Genomic DNA, 18,631 nt, shown 5'->3' with positions numbered 1-18,631 from the left:
AAAGATGGCAAAGGGATACAAGCAGGGCAAACGGAACCGAGGCGGCGGCCAGTTCGCCGCCTTTCCGCATCGCATGGTAAACCACCCCCACTTTGCCGCGCTCACACCAAGGGCGAAGGCGCTATTGTTCCCCCTAGTGGCCCAGTACAACGGGCACAACAACGGCGATTTGTGTGCCTCATTCTCAAAAATGCGCGCCCACGGCTGGACCAGCAACGACCAATTGCAAAAGGCACTCCGGGAACTGCTGGAAACTGGGTTCCTGATTTTGACCCGACAGGGGCGAAGGCCCAATGTCCCCAGCCTGTACGCGCTCAGCTGGCGGCCCATTGACGAATGCGGGGGCAAGCTGGAGGTATCAGCCACTGTCACCGCCCCAAACACCTGGAGGGAGCCAAAGGGGCAATTTCGATTTTCTGATGGCCGCCACACGGCCTAAGCTAGGCCGCCACACGGCCCAATAGAGCGAATTTTTTCTTTCGCCTAGGCCGCCACACGGCCCTATATTTGCGTTTTTCGCATTTTCCCTAGGCCGCCACACGGACACCTATATACATATATACCAAGTGCCCATAGGGCATTTTTCAGTAAACATTTACTGCGCGGTGCAAATTCGCATGAATTGCAAACCAATTAACCGGCCACATTGGCGCGCGGTGCGCGATTCGGGCAGTAGCAACCAGCCCACCGGACCGCCCCGCCTGCTGGGGGTGAAACTACCGGACAACTGCCGGACAACTCCCGGACAACTGCCAAACAATTTCCAGACAAGAGTTCCAGACAAGGAATTGCCGCAAACCAAGCAACCATGCGGCCTAGAGCCGTTTTTAAGTACGGGACAAAATAACCACGGTTATAAGGTAACAAGGGCACACGGTTATACGGTTACCCCTGTACCCCCTCAAGAACAAACCAATGACCAGTGGTTAGCCGATTACTTAGGGGTGCATTGAGCGCGCGGCGAATTGCGCGCCCATTGACTACTCGAACCGCCAATTGCGGCCCGCGCGGGTCCTTCCCGAGAGTTTGCCCCACGGGTCCGCAGCTGCGCACTCAACCGCTACTTGTGAGCGGTGTTGCCAATGGTTGTTGGTTGTCACTGGTGAAGCACAGCCAGAAAAGCCCCCTAGAAGGCCATACAAGGCCGAATAGCCCAAAGGCTACCCACCCCATAGCCAACCATGAAAACGTGCTCAGAATGGCTTACAGAGCTACTCAAGGGCATTCATGTACACAGCCGCCCCGCCAGATTGTTTAGCCCTAAAAAAGCGAGTTACCACAACAGCCGACACCCACGGGCACCGCCTGGAAGCGGCTTTCTGGCCAGTATGCGCACGGGTGCACCTAGAGACCTTACAAAACCGGACACAGCTGTGACCGCTGACCCCGCTATGCCACGCGGGAACCGCTGCACAATTGCCGCTAGTCAAATCATTTGGGGGTACATTTGGGGGTATATCGCGAAGATTCGGAAACAAATTTCCTTTATTTTCAATAAGTTATAACAGGTATTCGAACTGTCTGGGGGGCCATTCCTCCTGGTATCCGCACCACGATAACCCCCATACCCTCCATCGTATCCGCACTTTGAAGAAGGTCGCTTTTGTATTATCCCGCCTAGGCCATGGGCGGCACTCCACTCGTAGCCACCACTTTCTCGGCCCACCGATGAATCAGTTGCCCACCGGACGAAAGCCGGTATCCGCCTGACTGGCGGCAGCCTACTGGTGGCCGCGGCCCCCCGCTGGCAACGCCGAATTCTCGCCACCGCCTCGAAACTGGCGCCGATCAGCGAGTTCTACGCGCAACAGAGCTACGCTGTTAAAGTAGAGTGACTGTCCGCCAAGAAGGCCCCGGCTGATGAAAACGCTGCCTGTGACCCAGTCTGTAATTGCATTATTTGTCGCGGCCTGCCTCGCCATTGCCATACACGGCGAGGCGGCGGGTCGAGATTGTGCCAGCGCGGACAAATGCAAGGCGCTGGAACTGCACAATCAGGTGCGGGCAGATCTGAACGCGGGCCGGCTCCCCAACAGTCCCAGGCCGAGGCCACCCGTCGCCCCTCTGCAATATGACGAGGCCCTGGCGCGCACCGCCCGCAATTGGTCGGCAGCACAGTGCAACGCGCGGCTGCGCCACAACCCAAAGCGGCATGCGCAGTTTCTCGCCAACGGCGGCAGTCCCGCCTACCCCTCTGTGGGGGAAAATATTTTTTACCATTCGGCGCTGTTGCCAGAAGAAGAGGCGCTGGTACAGGCCGTGGCGAGCTGGGCGGCGGAGGCGCGGCAGTACCGCTACGGCCCCTTCCGCGATCTCAAAACCGGCCACTACAGCCAGCTGATCTGGAACACACAAGACGCCTTTGACGCGAACGGAAACCGGCTACCGCGCGCGGTGGGCTGCGGGGTCTATCACTGCCCGAGTGGGAAATTCAGAACCATAGTCACCTGTAACTATGCCCCGGCGGGCAATATCCACGGCTATCCACCTTACCGGATCGACTGATTCTCTCAGCTGTTCTACGTAAGTAGTCACCAACAGACTGGACAAATGTCACAGTTCGGTCACACCCGCGTATTAATCCCTCACTAGTATCCGGCTCCGCGAAACTACCCCAACAGATGCCGGAGTCACCATGAATCAATCCGCTAAACGGACTTTTCCCGTCTCCCTCCTGTCTTGCCTGATCGCAGCGGCAGTGCCCGCGGTTCAGGCCCAGGTACAGCAGACCGAGTCGCAGGAACTGGAAGAAGTAATCGTCACCGCGCAAAAGCGCGCGCAGTCGATTGTGGATGTACCGCTGACCATCAGCAGCCTGGACGGACAGACGCTGAAGGATCTGGGCATCGACCGCTTCGATACCTTGTCGGACATGATCCCCGGCCTGGTGGTCCAGCAGCAGAGTGTCAACAACAACGGCTATGTGATCCGCGGCATCACCTCCGATGACGGCAGTGCCCCCGGCGCCGCGCGGGTATCCGTCTACCTGAACGGCACCGATGTGTCCCGCTCCCGGGCCTCCTATTTTGAGGTCTACGACATGGAGCGCATCGAGGTGGTCAAAGGGCCGCAGGCGACCCTGTTCGGCACCGCCGCCTCCATCGGCGCTATGAGCTTTATCACCGCCAAGCCGCAGCGGGACTTCGCCTCCGAGCTGACGGTTGGCGCCGGCGACTACGGCATGCGCAAAGTCGAGGGTATGACTACCGGCGGCAACGACACAGTGCAGGGCCGTTTCGCCTTTGTCTCCCGCGAGCGCGACGGCTATGTGGAAAACACCAGTGGCGAGGCCGACCTGAACGGCTACGACCGCCTCGCCTACCGCCCCAGCCTGCGCATAACGCCTAACGACGCACTCACCATCGATCTGATTTACAACTACGACAAAGCCGAAGATCCGGGTACCGCCTTCGTCAGCCAGAACCTGTTGTTTACCGACGACGCCGCTCTGAGCGTGCCGGACAACGACATACTCGGTATGGACGATGTGGGTGTGGACCGCACTGTCAAAGATTTCAACGCCACTGTGTCCTGGGATATCGACGACCATCTGGCACTGACCTATATCGGCGCCTGGCGGGACTACGATTCCCTCGAAGCCTTCGACGCGGACGGCACCGCTTTCGAGGTGTTGAATTTCTCCGAAGAAGCCACCGGTGATCAGATCAGCCACGAATTGCGCCTGAATTTCAGCGGCGAGCGGCTCAACGGCTTTGTTGGCGCCAGTTATTTTCAGGAGGAGGCCGAACAATTCGTCGGCTTCGCCACCGAAGAGGGGCTTTTTCTCAGCTGTGCCGGCGCACTCGCAGCAGCGGGTATCGAAAGCTGCAATACCGCATCCACCACACTGCTCACCGGCGGCCTCGCCTCCGCACTGCCCTACGAAAGCTATTACGCCAACGGGGCTGACAACCGCAGCTTGAACCTCTTCGCCGACATTTCCTACCAGGTGACGCCGGACCTGGAAGCCACCGTCGGTGCGCGCTGGGTGGAAGAGGAGCGGGAATCCAGCTACCGCAGTGCGCTGCCGTTGTCCTCGCTGCTGTCTGCGCAGGGTATCGACAGCGATCTCTTCTTCGGTCTGTTGCTGAACACGCAAGGGGAAACCATTGACGGCGACGCCGATGACTCCGCCGTGCTGCCGCGCTTTAACCTGCTCTATTCCTTGAACGACAGCGTCAACCTCTACGGCACTGTGTCGCTCGGTCAGCGCTCCGAGGTAGTGGATATGTCTTCGGGGGTGAAAAGCATCATTCCCGCCGAGGAGATCACCAACTACGAGTTCGGTCTCAAGGGCCGCCTGGAAGAAGTCGCGCTGGATTACGCTCTGGCGATTTTTTACCAGGATTACGAAAACTTTCAGGTCAATGTTGTCGACCAGGACAGCGGCCAGATCCGCACTGAAAACGCCGGTTCCGCCACCAACACCGGTATAGAGATGGACCTGCGCTGGAGTGTCTCCGAAAATCTGATGCTGCTGGCCAACGCCGCCTATATCGATGCGGGCATCGACGACGACGCCGACAACGGCATCTACGCCGGCAATCAGTTCCGCCTGCAACCGGAGGTCACCGGCGCCCTGAGTTATCTCTACGAAAGGCCCATCAACGCCGACCTGATCTTTACCAGCAGCGGCAGCTGGAGCTACCGCTCCTCTGTGTATTTCGATATTGAAAACCGCTTCGAGGAAGATGCCGTTGACCTACTCAACCTGCGCGCGGGTATCGCAGCCAACGACTACAACTGGAGTTTGACGCTGGCGGCGAGCAACCTCCTCGACGAGGAGTACATTATGGACGCGGGCAACACCGGCGACGCCTTCGGCTTCCCCACCTATATCCAGGGCGCGCCGCGCACCCTGAGCCTGGAATTCAGCAAGCGGATCGGCGCTTTCTGACCCGGCATATTCTTCAAAAAAAAAGCCAGCGCCCAGAGGCACTGGCTTTTTTTAATTCCGAATCACGCCAGTCTGTGCACCACCCGGTGCCCCTCCACCTCGGCAAATTCGGTGCTGCGGATATTGTCGATAAACTTCCACTCCGCCTGCACCTCGTCTTCGCGGAAAGTCAGCGCCAAATAGCCGCGCTGGTGCAAATTGCAATACTGGAGGTCATCGATCAATAGCGGCATACCCCGGGCCAGCTCCACCGCGCCCTGCTCATCCAGCCCGAGATAGGTTTCCATCCCCGGCGATGAAACACTGGCGGTGGCGAATTCCAATCCCACCAGAGTGCCCTCGGCATCTTTTAAATGACTGAACCAGGCGTTGTGGGTATCCCCCGCCGCCACCACCAGATTTTTACCCAGCGCACGTACGCGCCGGTACAGTGCCTCCCGCTCCGTCGGATAACCGTCCCAGGCATCCAGGTTGTAGGGCAGTTGCTGTTGCAGCCGCGCGCGCTGGGATTCACTCAAAGGTTTCCCTTTCATACTCGCGGCCTTCAAAGCGATCAGTTCAGGCGTGATCGCGGTGCTCTTTTTACCCGACGCAAAATTCACCATAATTTCCGCCGGCAGGTGCATCTTGCCCATCAGCACCTGCTGGCCGAGCAGCTGCCAGCGGCCGGTGGATTTTTCCAGTGTGTCCGCCAGCCACTGAAACTGCGTCTTACCCAGCAGGCTGCGCCCCGGGTCCGCCAGTGCCGCGGCAAACGATTCGCTGTCGAAGCGGCCCTTTTCGTCCATGTAATCGGCAAATTCGATTTGGCGGTCGCGGCCGATCACGCGGGTGTCCAGCATATGCAGATCGACCAAGCCGCCGAAATGAAAACTGCGGTAAATCTGCGGGTGCCGCTCTCCCGCGGGCGGGCGGATCGGCAGCCACTCGTAGTAGGCCTGTACGGCGGCCGCGCGCCGGGCGAAGAAGTCCCCTTCCCCCTCGTTGTGGTTTTGCGCACCGCCCTTCCAGGTGTCATTGCTGATTTCGTGATCGTCCCAGACTGCAATAAAGGGCGCGGACGCGTGCAGTGATTGCAGGCCGGTGTCGGTACGGTAGAGGGCGTAGCGTTTGCGGTAATCGGTCAGGGTCAGCAGTTCGCCGGCATTATCCTCCGGCAGTGCGCGTCCGATTTCCGCAGAATGTTCGGTGGCGTAACCGTTGGCGCCGTATTCGTAGATATAGTCCCCCAGATGCAGCACCGCGTCCCAGTCGCCGCTCTGGGCGGCCAGCTGGTACACATTGAAATAGCCGGCGGGATAATTGGAACAGGAAAAAACCGCCAGCTTTATCTGCTCCACGCCGCCCTCGGGCAGCGTCCGGGTGCGGCCCACCGGACTCTGTTCTGTGGCGCCGATAAAGCGGTAGTAATAGCGGCTGCCCGGCTCCAGCCCGCGCACATCAATCTTTACTGTGTAGTCTCGGGCCAAATCTGTCTCGGCATTGCCGCGCCGCAGCACTTCCTTAAATGCGCTGTCGCGGGCCAGCTCCCAGATCACTTTTACCGGGCCCGACTCGCCGCTTTTCACCGGCGTGGCCCTGGTCCAGAGAATCACCGCATCCTGCAGCGGGTCGCCACTGGCGACACCGTGCCGAAAGGCGACCTCAGACGGCAATTCCGGCCGGGTCATGGCCTGCAGCGGCGTGGATACCCAAACACCGCCGGAGGCGGCCAGGGCGGCCTTGATAAAATGGCGTCGCGTAAACCTGCTCACACTTTCCTACTCCCCATAATGGCTGTCAGCTGCGCAGCCTAGTGCTAAAGTGTGACAGCTCCGCTAAAGCCCTGTGACACACTGCAAGACCCACCGCCCCGCCAGGCATCAATAGGCAGAATGATGGTTCTAAACATGTATCGCTTTACCTTCACCCTCCCTCTTCTGCTGTTGTGCACCCTCGTCGGTTGCGAACCGCACCCGTTTGCTGGTGGCACAGCCCTGCCGGACGGCTCCGTTTATTCCGGGGGCATGGAAAACGGCCTCTTCCACGGCCACGGCAAACTAACCTGGCCCGATGGGCGCACTTACACTGGTGAATTCCACCGCGGGCGCATCAGTGGCCTGGGTAAATTCGATTACGGCGATGGCTGCATCTACGAGGGGGCTTTCCGCAACGGCGAACTGCACGGCGAGGGGCGCTACGCCTGCGAAGAAAATATCTGGGAAGGCGATTTTGAGCAGGGCGAAATTCGCCGAGGCACGGTTTCCTGGGATAACGGTGAAACCTATACCGGGGAGTTTCAGGACTGGCAGCCCCACGGACGGGGACTTCTGACAACTGCCGAAGGCACCGAATACGAAGGCAGATTCGAAAACGGCTTGCCAGTAAATGGCAGCTACCGGGACCGACTGGGCTACAGCTATCGGGGCGGCTTCGAGTATTTCCAATACGCCGGCGAGGGGGAATTGATCCAGCCGGACGGCACCATGGTCCGCGCCAACTTTGAATATGGCGAAGCCAACGGTGAGGGCGTACTGATTCTTCCTGACGGCACGGGAGAGCTGCAAGAGCAAAAAGGCTTCTTCGTATCCGGGCGCTACTACCCCAGCGAGCAAGCTTGGCGGCAGAGTGAACAGGACCAGCGCTCCGCTGTTGAAGCGCGTCTCTATTCCGAAGCCGAGCGATTGCAAGCGCAGTTTTCCGCCCTGGCACCACAGCGTCCCGGCGTGCGTGACGTCTACCTCCTGGCGGTAGGCGGCGACGGTACTTCACCCGTGTTCGCCAAGGAAGTGGAGTGGGTGACGGAAAGACTGGGCACTGTTTTCGATATTGAGCAGCGACAGATCAAACTGAGCAACGGCGGCGGCGACAAGTATCCGCTGGCCACCCGCACCAGTATAAGGGAGAGCCTCAAGGCGCTGGATCGTATTATGGACCCGGAAGAGGATCTGCTTTTGCTGCACCTGGTGAGCCATGGCGACGAAAACGGGGATTTCCTTCTCGCCGAAGCGAAAGTACAGCTCAACGATCTGTCCGTCGCCGACGCCAAACAGTGGCTGGATGCTCTTGAGGTGCGCCACCAATGGATAGTGGTCTCCGCCTGCTACTCGGGTTTATGGAAAGAAGCGCTGGCCGGCCCGGAGCGCACCATATTCACCTCCGCCGCTCCGGACCGCACCTCCTTCGGCTGCAGCGACGACTCCGAACGTACCTGGTTCAGCGCCGCTCTCTACAGCGATGCCCTGGACACGGGCGTAAACGACCCTGCCGCCTGGTTTGCCGCAGCCAAACAGCGAGTGATGGAAATGGAAAAAGAACAGGGTATTGAGGAAGACGCCTACTCACTGCCGCAACTTGCGTTGGGAAGGGAGTTTCTGAGCTGGTGGAACTCACCAAACTAGGGAACCTCTGATTAATTTAATTTCTGGTGGCAAGGTTGTTCGGGGACAGATGAGAAGCTCAGGCGATAGGGCGAATATTTCGAAACCATCGGATACAGGGGTGTATCCGTCGGAGCTACAGGGAAGTACTTGTGCGTTTTTGAAATATCCGTCTTATTGCCTGAGCGCCCCGGAAGCTACCATCGTATTCACGCGGATTAATCAGAGGTTGTTAGGCCAGCCTGGGGTTTTGGCTTCAGCCCGCCGGGCCTCGGTTATCGCTGACCTGCGCATAAAGTGTAGACAAAAGCCCAACCCCCAAACGAGCGCCAAGAGACCGATGGCCGCACCGGCATAGCCGACCCGGCTCAGCCCGCTGTGCAGGATCACCAAACTGCCAACCAATGCACCGCCACCGATGCCGACATTATAGATACCGGAAAAAATAGCAGTTCCCACGTCGGTGGCATCGGCGGCGAGCTTGAGAACGCCAACTTGCGCGGCCAGTGTCATCAAGGTAATGCCAACCCCCCAGGCGGCGCAAATCAGCAAGGTTGTATAACGGCTGCCACCCCAGGGAAGAAGGAGCAGCATGCTCAGAGTTATCAGTCCAACGGCGCCGAACAGAACGCCCAGGGGAAAGCTGGCGTAAAGACGGCTGAACTGCGTGCTCGCCACCAGGCCCGCAAGGCCATAGACAAACAGGATCACAGTGGCAAAGTGCTCGCCAAATCCCAGCGTCTCTTGCACCAAGGGTTCGATATAGGAATAGGCCGTAAAGTGCGCCGTTACGATCAGCATTACCAACACATACAGGCCGATCAACGCCGGCCGTTGCAGCAGAGAGGGCAGATTCTTTAAAGAACCGGCGTTGGTGCTCGGCAATGGCGGAATTTGGCGGTAGGCGACCAATAACATCACCGTAGCCACCGCACCGATCAGCAGAAAAGTCAGTCGCCAGCTGATCCACTCGCCGACGATACGCCCCAGCGGCAACCCCAAAATCACCGCCAGCGCCGATCCCGAAACCAGCAGGCTGAGCGCCTGAGTCTGTTTACCCGGCGGCGCGACCCGCATGGTGATTGCCGCAGTAATGGCCCAGAATACCGCGTGTGCCATGGCTACCCCCAGGCGGGACAACAGTAGCACTTCGAAGCTCCAAGCCACGGCCGATAAGACATGGCTGACAACGAACAGCGACATCACGCCGAGCAGCAAGCGACGGCGCTCTAGCGTGCTGAACAGGAGCATAAACGGCAGAGAGACCAATGCCACTACCCAGGCATAGATGGTCAGCATCAGTCCCGTATCGGCGACACGCATCTCAAACGACGCCGCGATATTAGACAGCAAGGCCACCGGAGCAAATTCCGAGGTATTGAATACAAACGCCGAAAACGCCAGGCAGGCCGCCGGCAGCCAGGCGGAAAAACGTGCCCCTCTCATGGTTTACTTCACCGTGTTCGGAATAACATGCCCCTGATTTATGTGCGCACCAGTCGCTTTGCGGCCCGCGCCGCATGCAGCTTCTTGTAACTTTCGATCAGCCGCAGGTGTTTATCCAGGCCTTCAAGCTGCATATTGGTGCGTGTCAGCCCGTGGAAGCGCACAGTACCTTGCACCGATCCGACAACGGCTTCCATGGTTTCCTCGCCAAACATTCGTTTGAAGTTGGGTAGGTAGTCGCTCAGTTCAAGCGCATCGTCGAGGCTGATTTCCAGCACTGCTTGCATCGCGCGGTAAAACAAGCCGCGCTCCACGGTATTGTCGTTGTATTGCAAAAACTGCTCCACAAGCTCCAACGCTTCTTCGTGCCGCTGCAAGGCCAGGTAGATCAGCAGCTTCAGTTCCAGAATTGTCAACTTGCCCCAGACGGTATTCTCGTCGAACTCGATACCGATCAGGGTGATAATGTCCATGTAGTTGTCGAGTTGACTTTCCTCCAGGCGCTCGACCAAATCTTCCAGCTCAGCATCGCTCAGTCGGTGGATATTGAGAATATCCTCCCGGTAATCCAGGGCCTTGTTGGTGTTATCCCAGATCAGATCCTCCACCGGATACACCTCGGAATAGCCCGGCACCAGAATCCGGCACACCGGCGCGCCCAGGTCCTCGTAGACGGCCATGTACACCTCTTTGCCCATTTCTTTGAGAATACCGAACAGACGATCCGCCTCTTCCTCGGTAGTACCGGAAAAATCCCACTGGCAGAATTCGTAATCCTGTTTGCTGCTGAAAAAACGCCAGGAAACTACACCGGTAGAATCGATAAAGTGCTCGACAAAATTGTTGGGCTCTGTCACCGCCAGGCTGTTAAAGGTGGGCGGCAACATGTCATTCAGCCCCTCAAAACTGCGCCCTTGCATCAGCTCCGTAAGGCTGCGCTCCAGTGCCACCCGGAAATTCGGGTGCGCACCAAAGGATGCAAATACACCGCCTGTACGCGGGTTCATCAGTGTGACGCACATCACCGGGAAGCGGCCGCCCAATGAAGCGTCCTTGACTAAAATCGGGAAGCCCTGCTTTTCCAGTGCCTCAATACCTTCGAGGATTTCCGGATAAGTTTCCAGAACTTCTCGGGGCACATCGGGCAATGCGATTTCCTTTTCGATAATTTCCTTTTTCACCGCCCGCTCGAAAATTTCCGACAAACACTGCACCTGCGCTTCAGTGAGGGTATTTCCCGCACTCATGCCGTTGCTGAGAAACAGGTTCTCGATAAGATTGGAGGGGAAGTACACCACTTCGCCGTCGGACTGACGCACGAAAGGCAGAGAGCAGATGCCTCGATCAGCTCTGCCGGAATTGGTGTCGATCAGGTTGGAGCCCTGCAGCTCACCGTCCGGGTTGTAGATGGCCAGACAGTACTCATCCAAAATGCCTTCCGGCAACGCGTCGTCCGGCCCCGGTGTAAACCACTTTTCATTGGGATAGTGGACAAATTCGGCATTGGCAATTTCCTCGCCGAAGTACTGGTCGTTGTAAAAGAAATTGCAATTCAACCGCTCGATAAATTCACCCAGTGCGGAACACAGGGCTGCCTCTTTGGTGGCACCCTTGCCGTTGGTAAAGCACATGGGCGAAGCCGCGTCGCGGATGTGCAGTGACCAGACGTGGGGCACAATGTTGCGCCAGGAAGAGATTTCGATCTTCATACCGAGTTCTTCCAGAATCCCGGTCATATTTGCGATGGTCTGCTCCAGCGGCAGATCTTTGCCCTCGATCACCGTGTGCTGCCCGCTATCGGGCCTGGCCATCAGCAGCGCCTGGGCATCTTCGTCCAGATTCTCCACCACCTCAATCTGGAACTCGGGTCCTGTCTGCACCACCTTTTTTACTGTGCAGCGGTCAATCGAACGCAGTATGCCCTGCCGGTCTTTCTCGGAAATATCCTCGGGCAACTCCACCTGGATCTTGAAGATCTGGTTATAGCGGTTCTCCGGGTCGACAATATTGTTCTGCGAAAGCCGGATATTGTGCGTCGGAATATTGCGTGAAAGGCAGTAAACGCGAACAAAATAGGCGGCGCAGAGTGCGGAGGAAGCCAGGAAGTAGTCAAAGGGACTGGGGGCGGAGCCGTCGCCCTTGTAGCGGATAGGCTGGTCGGTGATTACCGTAAAGTCATCAAACTTGGCTTCGAGGCGCAGGTTTTCGAGAAAATTGACCTTGATTTCCATTGCAGTACTACCGGGCTGAAAAAGTCTGGCTGGCCGAAGGGCCAAAACGCGGCATTATCCCGGTTTTGAGGTGCTGCGTCTCGCGGTTTTTCAAAACCGCTTTTGCAATGCAACCATCCTCTCAAACGGCTGCAACATGGCCTGGAAATCCCGCGCCGGCTCCAGTTGCTGCATGGCCATGGCGATACTTTCCAGGGTGGAGAGGCTGTTAGCCAGCGAGGAGCGGCGGATCTGGTAATTGGACTTCAAGCCCCCTTCGAGGCTGATTCTCGGCAAACGCTGCAGTACCGGATGCAGGTGGAGAATTTTTTTCGACTTTCGCCAGGTTGCGTCGATCACTACCAACTGTTCCAGCTCACTGCGCTCCGCCGGCGCCACAGGCGGAAGCCAGCCCAGGGAGGGATAGAGCAGGCCCGAGCTGGGTGCCAATAGCTGCGCCAGTTCATCCTCGGACAACTTCTCCGCCACCACCAATTCACTGTTTTCCAGACACAGATGTGCCATGCGCCCAGTGTTAAATGGGTGCTTCTGCTCCAATGGGTGCTGTATGATCAACACCTTAATGCAATTGGCAATACGGACCAGCGCACTACAGTAACAGACCTTCGGCGGGCGCTGGCAGTTTGGGCAGATTTCACGCGGCATAGATGAGTAACATTCAGAATTTTTCAGCGCACTGGCTCAGCGAGACAGAAATCCCCCTGGCCAACAAATTCTACCGCAGCCACAAATTCCGCGGCAAAGCCCGCCGCCATGATCCCTGTGCAGTAATCAAAAACGCGCAACAGGAAATTATCGCCTGCGGCTGCCTTAGGCTATTAACAGAAGGGAAACTATTGGCGGGCGTAGCCGTGGCACCGGATTACCAGGGCCAGGGCCTTGCCCGTCTGCTGTTAAGTAAAATGGCAAAGGCTTTCGACAATCAAACCTTTACCTTCCCCTACCGGCACTTAGTGCCCTTTTACCAGTCTTTGGGGTTTGTAGAGGAAGATATCGGCGGACAGCCATCGGCGATTCTCGATAGATTTCACACCTATCGGCGGCAGGGTCGGGATATTGTTTTGATGCACTATCCATAACTGCCCCTTTATCCCCAAAACGGGATTAAGTCTTCCCCTCTCCCCAGCTGGTGAGCGTCCCCGGCCGGCCAGCAACAACACCGAGCGACCCTTGAGCCAGTTGTAACAGCAGTAACAGCAACAGAGGTATCAACCAGCTTTTGTTCAAATCGTATAGCGCCCCGATAACGAAAGGGCCAGTGGCCGCAATCAAATACCCCACCGACTGCGCCATCGCCGACAAGGACATAGCTTGAGTGGTATTTTCACTGCGCAAAGCGAAGAGTGTCAGCACCAGGCTCAGCGCTGCGCCGCCACTAATACCGATCAAGCCAACCCAGAGGAGCGGTGCCAGCGCCGGTGCCAGCAGCAGACCTGTCAGACTGGTGATCGCCAGTGCGGCGATGGCCAATACCAGGAGACGTTGATCGCGCATGCGGGCCGCAACAATTGGTGTCAGCAGGTTCGCAGGAATGGCAAACAGGTTTATCAAGGAGGTCAGCGTGCCCGCGTAATGGTCATCCAGGCCGGCGTCGAACAACATTAAGGGCAACCAGGTGGCCAAGGAGTAGAAGCAAGTGGACTGCAATCCCATATAACCGGTAATTGCCCAGGCGAGTGGGTTCTTCCACAGCGGCACACCGGTTCTTTTCGGCTGATAGGTATGGACATGCACCCGCAGTAGATATAGCCAGGGCAGCAGACAGATCAGCGGCAGCAGCGCCCACAACAGCATCGGTGCACGCCAATCAGCGAAAGCGTCACGCATCGGTATCGCAAGATAGGTACCCAGCCCCGCACCGAAGCTTAACGTCACAGAATAGAGCCCCGTCATAATGCCAGTTTGACGCGGGAAATAGCCCTTTACCAATCCCGGAATCAGCACGTTGAGCAGAGCAATCCCACAACCCAGGGCCAAGGTGCCACACAGAATTACAAACAATACCGGCACCACCCGCAATCCGGCGCCCAGCGCAATCACCAACAGCGCACCTAAGACCAGAATCGGCGGCGTGACGCGCCGCGTCAGTGCCGGCACTATCGCCGAAATAACACCGAAGCAGATCAACGGCAAAGTGGTCAACATACTGAAAACACTGGCATTGAGCCCCAACCCCTGCTTGATATCCTCAACCAAGGGCCCGACCACAACGATACCCCCACGCAGATTTGCGGCTGCCAGCAGAATAGCGGCTACAGCAAGGGAAAAAATCAGGGGGCGGCCATCGAAAGGACCTTTAATCGGATGGTGCATAACATCTCCTGGGCGAAAGGGGCAGGTAATAGCGACAGCTGACTCAGCTTCGACTGCGGGGCATTGTATAGGGAAAACACTGGTGCGGGACTCATAAAATCTTGTTCGTCGTGCCTATAACCCGGGTAGGCACCTCTGTTTCGCCAGGAAGATAATTAACCAAAGCCCCAGGCACAATACAATGCCAAACCTGGATTATCAGTCAGCGATGCTTTGCCTCTATTGAAAACAGCTATATCATTGGCTTCAAGGGTAGCTGTAATAAAAAATTTAGCCAAATAATAAAAATAAAGTTTATTGATGAGTTCTTTTAATGCCTTATTTCAACGAGACACATCGACAAGCAGACTTATTTTTATGGCAATTTTAACGATATGGCATTGTATACCTGCGCATAACCCCCTGAACAATATATAACCACTTAATTTTACCAAATTTTTATACGCCAATTATGAATGATTTAGTTCATAAATTATTATTTTCTTCGTCAATCATTTTCTCTGCGATTACAGGCGTATATATCAAGTAAAGCGGAACATTTTCTCGGATCGCCATGGCATATACTAATCCTGTTTGTAAGCGCATTAACTACACACATTTTCATTAACGGATTTTTTCTCAACAAACTTATTTTTAGCCGCAAAATGAAAGAAAACACGCCTGTATTTGAGCTAACCGAAAATGGAGCCACCTTCGGCTTTCCAAAAGCTTCAAAAGAGGAAATCATTTGGAGCAATGTTTCAAAAATAGAAATAGTCACCTCTGACGAGGGCCCCTGGTCGGAAGATCTATGGTGGGTAATCTTTCAAGAAGATTGCGAAGAACCAACCTTAATGCCTGGCGGCACGGAAAATATAAATGCTATTTTTAATGTGCTGGAAACACAATTTAGCGGAGCTTCGATGGAGAATATTATAAAAGCTATGGGCTCTACTTCAAACGCTAAATTTGCGGTATGGGAAAAATAGGGAACCTCTGATTAATTCGCTTCCTGACGGTAAAAATTCTTTGGAGCTAGATGAGAAGCTCAGGTGATAGGACGGATATTTCGAAACCGTCGGATACAGGGAGGTATCCGTCGGAGCTACAGAGAAGTACTCGTGCGTTTTCGAAATATCCGTCTTATTGGCTGAGCGCCCCAAAACCTACCATAGTATTCACGCGGATTAATCAGAGGTTCCCTAGGCTTTTACAACTTCTGTGTTCGATTAATAAACTGCTCTATCTGCTCCTCCAACAACTCCAGTGGCAAAGCACCGTTGGCCAACACCGCATCGTGGAAGGCCCGCAGATCAAATTTATCTCCAAGTGTTTTCTCAGCCTTCTCCCGCAGCTGGCGGATTTTGATTTCCCCCATCTTGTAAGACAACGCCTGTCCCGGCCAGGAGATATAGCGGTCCACCTCGGCGCGGACATTGGCTTTTGACAGGGCGGTGTTGTCGGCAAGGAAGTCGAGGGCCTGCTGGCGGGTCCAGCCCTGGGAGTGAATGCCGGTGTCGATTACCAGGCGGGCGGCGCGCCACATTTCGTAGCTGAGGCGGCCGAAGTGCTCGTAGGGAGTGGTGTAGACATCATCCATCTCTTTACCCAGACGCTCGGCATAGAGTCCCCAGCCTTCGCCAAAGGCGCTCAGGTAAAGATTGCGGCGGAAGGCGGGCACATTTTCCAGTTCCTGACTGAGGGCGCCCTGCAAATGGTGGCCGGGAACAGCTTCATGCAGGGTCAGGGCTGGCAGTTCGTACAGAGGGCGCTGGTCCAGAGCATAGGTATTCACCCAGTAGGCGCCGCCGCGCGTGCCGCCAATGGCGGCGGGATTGTAGGAGGCGGTGGTGTAGTTGGGAGCGATTTCCTCCGGCACCGGCACTACGCCGTAGGGCAGACGCGGGAGTTTTCCGAAAAATTGCGGCAGCTGGTAGTCAATTTTCTTAGCGACGTAAGCTGCTTCCTTCAGCAGTTCTTTCGGTGTCCTGGCGTAGAACTGGGGATCACTGCGCAGAAATTGGGTAAATTCGGCGAAATTACCCTTAAATCCCGATTCTTTGATCAACTGATCCATTTCCGCGCGGATGCGCTTTACTTCCGCAAGCCCTATCTTATGGATTTCCGCCGGGTCCATATCCAGGGTGACATAGGTTTTGATCGTGTGGCGGTAGTAGTCCTTGCCACCAGGCAAGGCCTCCGCGGCAATGCTGTCAGTGGCGGCCTGCAAATAGTCCGTTTCCAGAAAGTCAGCCAGGCGTGCAAACGCGGGTATGGCACTTTCCGCAATGGCTTTTTCACCGGCGCGGCGCAAACGCTGCTGCTCTTTTGGAGAAATAGCACTGGGAAAATTTTCAAAGGGCGTATAAAGGCTACTTTGCTTCGGGTCTTTTTTTACCTGAGCGCGCACCGTGGGTGCCACACCCTCGACAACAATTTTCGGCTGCACAAAGCCGTCTTTTATGCCCTGGCGCATATTGGCGATGTTCTCATCGAAATAGCGGCCAAAATCTTTTATGCGCGCTATGTAGTCTTCATAGTCCTTTACCCTGTTCATCGCCAGGCCGTTATTGGCCTCCAGAGCGGCGGCCCAGAAGCTGTAGAAGGTATTGAAGGGAATACGATCCAGATAGAGTTGGCTGGATTCAATGGAATTTTCCAGTACCCAGGTTAGCAGTTCCCGGTTGATTCGATCGGATTGACTCAGCTGTGTTTCATCTATCCGCTTCAGGCGCACGAGGAATTCCTGCTCGGCCTTCAGGCGCCGGGCGCGATCTTGCGCGGAAACACCGGGCAGGCGGTCATTGTAATCGGGAGTGCCCATACGCCCGGCAGTGATGGGATCTTCCCGAAGACTGTACTGCCAGTGGTCGTGGAGAATGCTCTGCAGTTGTTCCGTGGCAGTGGCGGCCCAGGTGACGGGGGCCAGCAGGCAGGTGGCGATGGTGATCGAGGTAAGTAACTTGATGAGCCGTGACGCCATCTTGTATCTCCGTGGTCGTGCTTCTTGTTTGCAAGCAACAATACCACGGTGCGGCGCGCGGCGGTTATTGTTCGACCTAAGGAACCTCTGATTAATTCGCGTGAACGCTTTGGTTAGTTCCGTGGCGCTCAGGCAATAGGATGGCCATTGCGAAAGCGCACGAGTACTTCCCTGTCACTCCGACGGATACATCTCTGTATCCGACGGTTTCGAAATGGCCATCCTATCACCTGAACTTCTCATCTAGCTCCAAAGAATTTTTACCGTCAGGAAGCGACTTAATCAGAGGCTCCTTAAGTCTGCTGGCTACTTCTCGATAGTCAGTGAGTCCTGACCGGAGTTGTCCGGTGCGGTATTGATCTCCGAGTTTTTAAGGTAGGCCGGTCCTATGGCCAGATTGCCCGGCAGGGGGCGAGGCTGGATGCGCTCGTCAATAAAAGCGGCTACGGCTTCCTTGGGGGCGCGGTGATCTCCTCTGGGATCTTTACCTTTTTCCCGATACCCTTTGGCACTCCACATATAAAGGGTATGCTTGGCCTCCTTCACCAATTGCTCGCTGCAGTGCAGCAAAGGATATTCCCCCTCTGGATTGTGCACCGTCCGCTGCTCCTCCCGCGCTGCCTCCGACAGTTCCACTGTGATGGTCTCCATTATATTTTCCATCAGCTGGCGGTAGTTGGTAAGCGGTGAACGCATAGCGCGGCGGTAGGGATTGCCTGCATTAAACAGATCCCGGCTGACCATAAACTTCGCCAGCAAACAGCGTTGGTGGCCGATAGGGCTCATCCAGTAAAACTTATCTGAACCAAACCGCAGCGGCTGTACCTCAAAGTAGAGCCACTCGCTGCCGTTGCGATCCAGCCACTGGCTGTTGATCGGGCCCAGGTTATCTGGCCACTGCTCGCGGTTGAGGCCGAGGAAGTCCGTAAGGTCGTGGGGATCGTAGCTGTCTGAGCGGCCACGGTGATAGCTCCCCAAATAGGATTCATTGACAAAAAAACTCTGTGCCAGATCTTTCAGGTCTCCGCGCCGGAAAAGACTGGCGTTGACCGGCAGGTTGCGCGCCTCCAGCACATCCAGTTTCAGCACCAGATCACCAATACTGTCTCCATCCAATATGGGGCGGCCGGTAAAATTCCAGCCGCTGAGCCAGATCTTGGCGCTGTAGGTTTTTGGGTCCCCTGGGATATCCTTTTCCGGGTTATCCCGGTCCCAGGGGGCATAGGGGATATAGATATCCGGGGAATCCAGATCGAAGCTGTCCGCCTGTTCCTCTAACCCACGGCGACCGTGTACAGGCAGTCGCATAGGCGGCGCCAGAAAGTGTACACGGGTACCGGACAAATCCTTCTCGACTTTACGTAACCGCCGCCAGCCAGGGCCTTTAGGATTTTGTTCGCTGCCAAACAGCATATATTTCCCT

At 56.2% G+C, this 18,631-nt stretch carries 13 protein-coding genes; 6 read left to right on the top strand and 7 right to left on the bottom strand.

Features of this window, described 5'->3' with window-relative positions; genetic code table 11:
- The first annotated feature begins 4 nt into the window (after positions 1–4).
- The 3 genes from BM155_RS07285 (at position 5) to BM155_RS07275 (ending at position 4,897) form a co-directional block, all read left to right on the top strand.
- The gene (locus tag BM155_RS07285) at positions 5–439 is read left to right on the top strand and encodes a hypothetical protein (RefSeq protein WP_074902120.1); all 435 of its coding nucleotides are present in this window, start codon (positions 5–7) and stop codon (positions 437–439) included.
- 1,421 nt (positions 440–1,860) lie between these two features.
- Positions 1,861–2,505, top strand: a complete 645-nt coding sequence (locus BM155_RS07280) for a CAP domain-containing protein (protein WP_074902119.1) — start codon at positions 1,861–1,863, stop codon at positions 2,503–2,505.
- Positions 2,506–2,635: 130 nt separating this feature from the next.
- The gene (locus tag BM155_RS07275; RefSeq protein ID WP_074902118.1) at positions 2,636–4,897 is read left to right on the top strand and encodes a TonB-dependent receptor; all 2,262 of its coding nucleotides are present in this window, start codon (positions 2,636–2,638) and stop codon (positions 4,895–4,897) included.
- A 62-nt stretch (positions 4,898–4,959) separates the two neighbouring features.
- Here the strand turns inward: BM155_RS07275 and BM155_RS07270 are convergent, their stop codons facing one another.
- Positions 4,960–6,651: an alkaline phosphatase D family protein gene (locus BM155_RS07270; protein ID WP_074902116.1), complete on the bottom strand. Its 1,692-nt coding sequence runs from the start codon at positions 6,649–6,651 to the stop codon at positions 4,960–4,962.
- Positions 6,652–6,771: 120 nt separating this feature from the next.
- On the opposite strand from BM155_RS07270, the gene BM155_RS07265 reads away from it, so the two are divergent.
- Positions 6,772–8,277, top strand: a complete 1,506-nt coding sequence (locus BM155_RS07265) for a C13 family peptidase (RefSeq protein WP_254773148.1) — start codon at positions 6,772–6,774, stop codon at positions 8,275–8,277.
- Between the two features lie 201 nt (positions 8,278–8,478).
- Here the strand turns inward: BM155_RS07265 and BM155_RS07260 are convergent, their stop codons facing one another.
- From BM155_RS07260 to BM155_RS07250, 3 genes are all read right to left on the bottom strand, one after another.
- Positions 8,479–9,702, bottom strand: a complete 1,224-nt coding sequence (locus BM155_RS07260) for a sugar transporter (protein ID WP_074902113.1) — start codon at positions 9,700–9,702, stop codon at positions 8,479–8,481.
- A 38-nt stretch (positions 9,703–9,740) separates the two neighbouring features.
- Positions 9,741–11,933, bottom strand: a complete 2,193-nt coding sequence (locus BM155_RS07255) for an OsmC domain/YcaO domain-containing protein (RefSeq protein ID WP_067150172.1) — start codon at positions 11,931–11,933, stop codon at positions 9,741–9,743.
- Positions 11,934–12,023: 90 nt separating this feature from the next.
- Positions 12,024–12,578, bottom strand: a complete 555-nt coding sequence (locus BM155_RS07250) for a tRNA-uridine aminocarboxypropyltransferase (RefSeq protein WP_074902109.1) — start codon at positions 12,576–12,578, stop codon at positions 12,024–12,026.
- Positions 12,579–12,580: 2 nt separating this feature from the next.
- On the opposite strand from BM155_RS07250, the gene BM155_RS07245 reads away from it, so the two are divergent.
- Positions 12,581–13,012, top strand: a complete 432-nt coding sequence (locus BM155_RS07245; protein WP_074902107.1) for a GNAT family N-acetyltransferase — start codon at positions 12,581–12,583, stop codon at positions 13,010–13,012.
- A 25-nt stretch (positions 13,013–13,037) separates the two neighbouring features.
- Here BM155_RS07245 and BM155_RS07240 read toward each other — a convergent pair whose 3' ends face one another.
- Positions 13,038–14,246: a CynX/NimT family MFS transporter gene (locus tag BM155_RS07240; protein ID WP_074902104.1), complete on the bottom strand. Its 1,209-nt coding sequence runs from the start codon at positions 14,244–14,246 to the stop codon at positions 13,038–13,040.
- A 644-nt stretch (positions 14,247–14,890) separates the two neighbouring features.
- On the opposite strand from BM155_RS07240, the gene BM155_RS07235 reads away from it, so the two are divergent.
- Positions 14,891–15,214, top strand: coding sequence for a hypothetical protein (locus tag BM155_RS07235; RefSeq protein WP_067150160.1), 324 nt, complete (start codon positions 14,891–14,893; stop codon positions 15,212–15,214).
- Positions 15,215–15,435: 221 nt separating this feature from the next.
- Here BM155_RS07235 and BM155_RS07230 read toward each other — a convergent pair whose 3' ends face one another.
- Complete coding sequence (locus BM155_RS07230; RefSeq protein ID WP_074902101.1) at positions 15,436–17,208, bottom strand: DUF885 domain-containing protein; 1,773 nt, start codon at positions 17,206–17,208, stop codon at positions 15,436–15,438.
- 306 nt (positions 17,209–17,514) lie between these two features.
- Positions 17,515–18,621 (bottom strand): hypothetical protein, encoded by a 1,107-nt coding sequence (locus BM155_RS07225; protein ID WP_074902098.1) that lies wholly within the window; start codon positions 18,619–18,621, stop codon positions 17,515–17,517.
- Between the last annotated feature and the right edge of the window lie 10 nt (positions 18,622–18,631).

Origin of the sequence: Microbulbifer thermotolerans (assembly GCF_900112305.1) — a bacterium.
Taxonomy (GTDB): domain Bacteria; phylum Pseudomonadota; class Gammaproteobacteria; order Pseudomonadales; family Cellvibrionaceae; genus Microbulbifer; species Microbulbifer thermotolerans.
The sequence above is the reverse complement of the archived record's forward strand: the minus strand, read 5'-3'. Positions and strand labels throughout refer to the sequence as shown.

What these genes read in the sequence shown, in the direction of transcription:
- BM155_RS07285 (WP_074902120.1), top strand. Translation starts at nt 5, where the DNA reads ATGGCAAAGGGATACAAGCAGGGCAAACGGAACCGAGGCGGCGGCCAG.
- BM155_RS07280 (WP_074902119.1), top strand. Translation starts at nt 1,861, where the DNA reads ATGAAAACGCTGCCTGTGACCCAGTCTGTAATTGCATTATTTGTCGCG.
- BM155_RS07275 (WP_074902118.1), top strand. Translation starts at nt 2,636, where the DNA reads ATGAATCAATCCGCTAAACGGACTTTTCCCGTCTCCCTCCTGTCTTGC.
- BM155_RS07265 (WP_254773148.1), top strand. Translation starts at nt 6,772, where the DNA reads ATGATGGTTCTAAACATGTATCGCTTTACCTTCACCCTCCCTCTTCTG.
- BM155_RS07260 (WP_074902113.1), bottom strand. Translation starts at nt 9,702, where the DNA reads ATGAGAGGGGCACGTTTTTCCGCCTGGCTGCCGGCGGCCTGCCTGGCG.
- BM155_RS07255 (WP_067150172.1), bottom strand. Translation starts at nt 11,933, where the DNA reads ATGGAAATCAAGGTCAATTTTCTCGAAAACCTGCGCCTCGAAGCCAAG.
- BM155_RS07250 (WP_074902109.1), bottom strand. Translation starts at nt 12,578, where the DNA reads ATGCCGCGTGAAATCTGCCCAAACTGCCAGCGCCCGCCGAAGGTCTGT.
- BM155_RS07245 (WP_074902107.1), top strand. Translation starts at nt 12,581, where the DNA reads ATGAGTAACATTCAGAATTTTTCAGCGCACTGGCTCAGCGAGACAGAA.
- BM155_RS07240 (WP_074902104.1), bottom strand. Translation starts at nt 14,246, where the DNA reads ATGCACCATCCGATTAAAGGTCCTTTCGATGGCCGCCCCCTGATTTTT.
- BM155_RS07235 (WP_067150160.1), top strand. Translation starts at nt 14,891, where the DNA reads ATGAAAGAAAACACGCCTGTATTTGAGCTAACCGAAAATGGAGCCACC.
- BM155_RS07230 (WP_074902101.1), bottom strand. Translation starts at nt 17,208, where the DNA reads ATGGCGTCACGGCTCATCAAGTTACTTACCTCGATCACCATCGCCACC.
- BM155_RS07225 (WP_074902098.1), bottom strand. Translation starts at nt 18,621, where the DNA reads ATGCTGTTTGGCAGCGAACAAAATCCTAAAGGCCCTGGCTGGCGGCGG.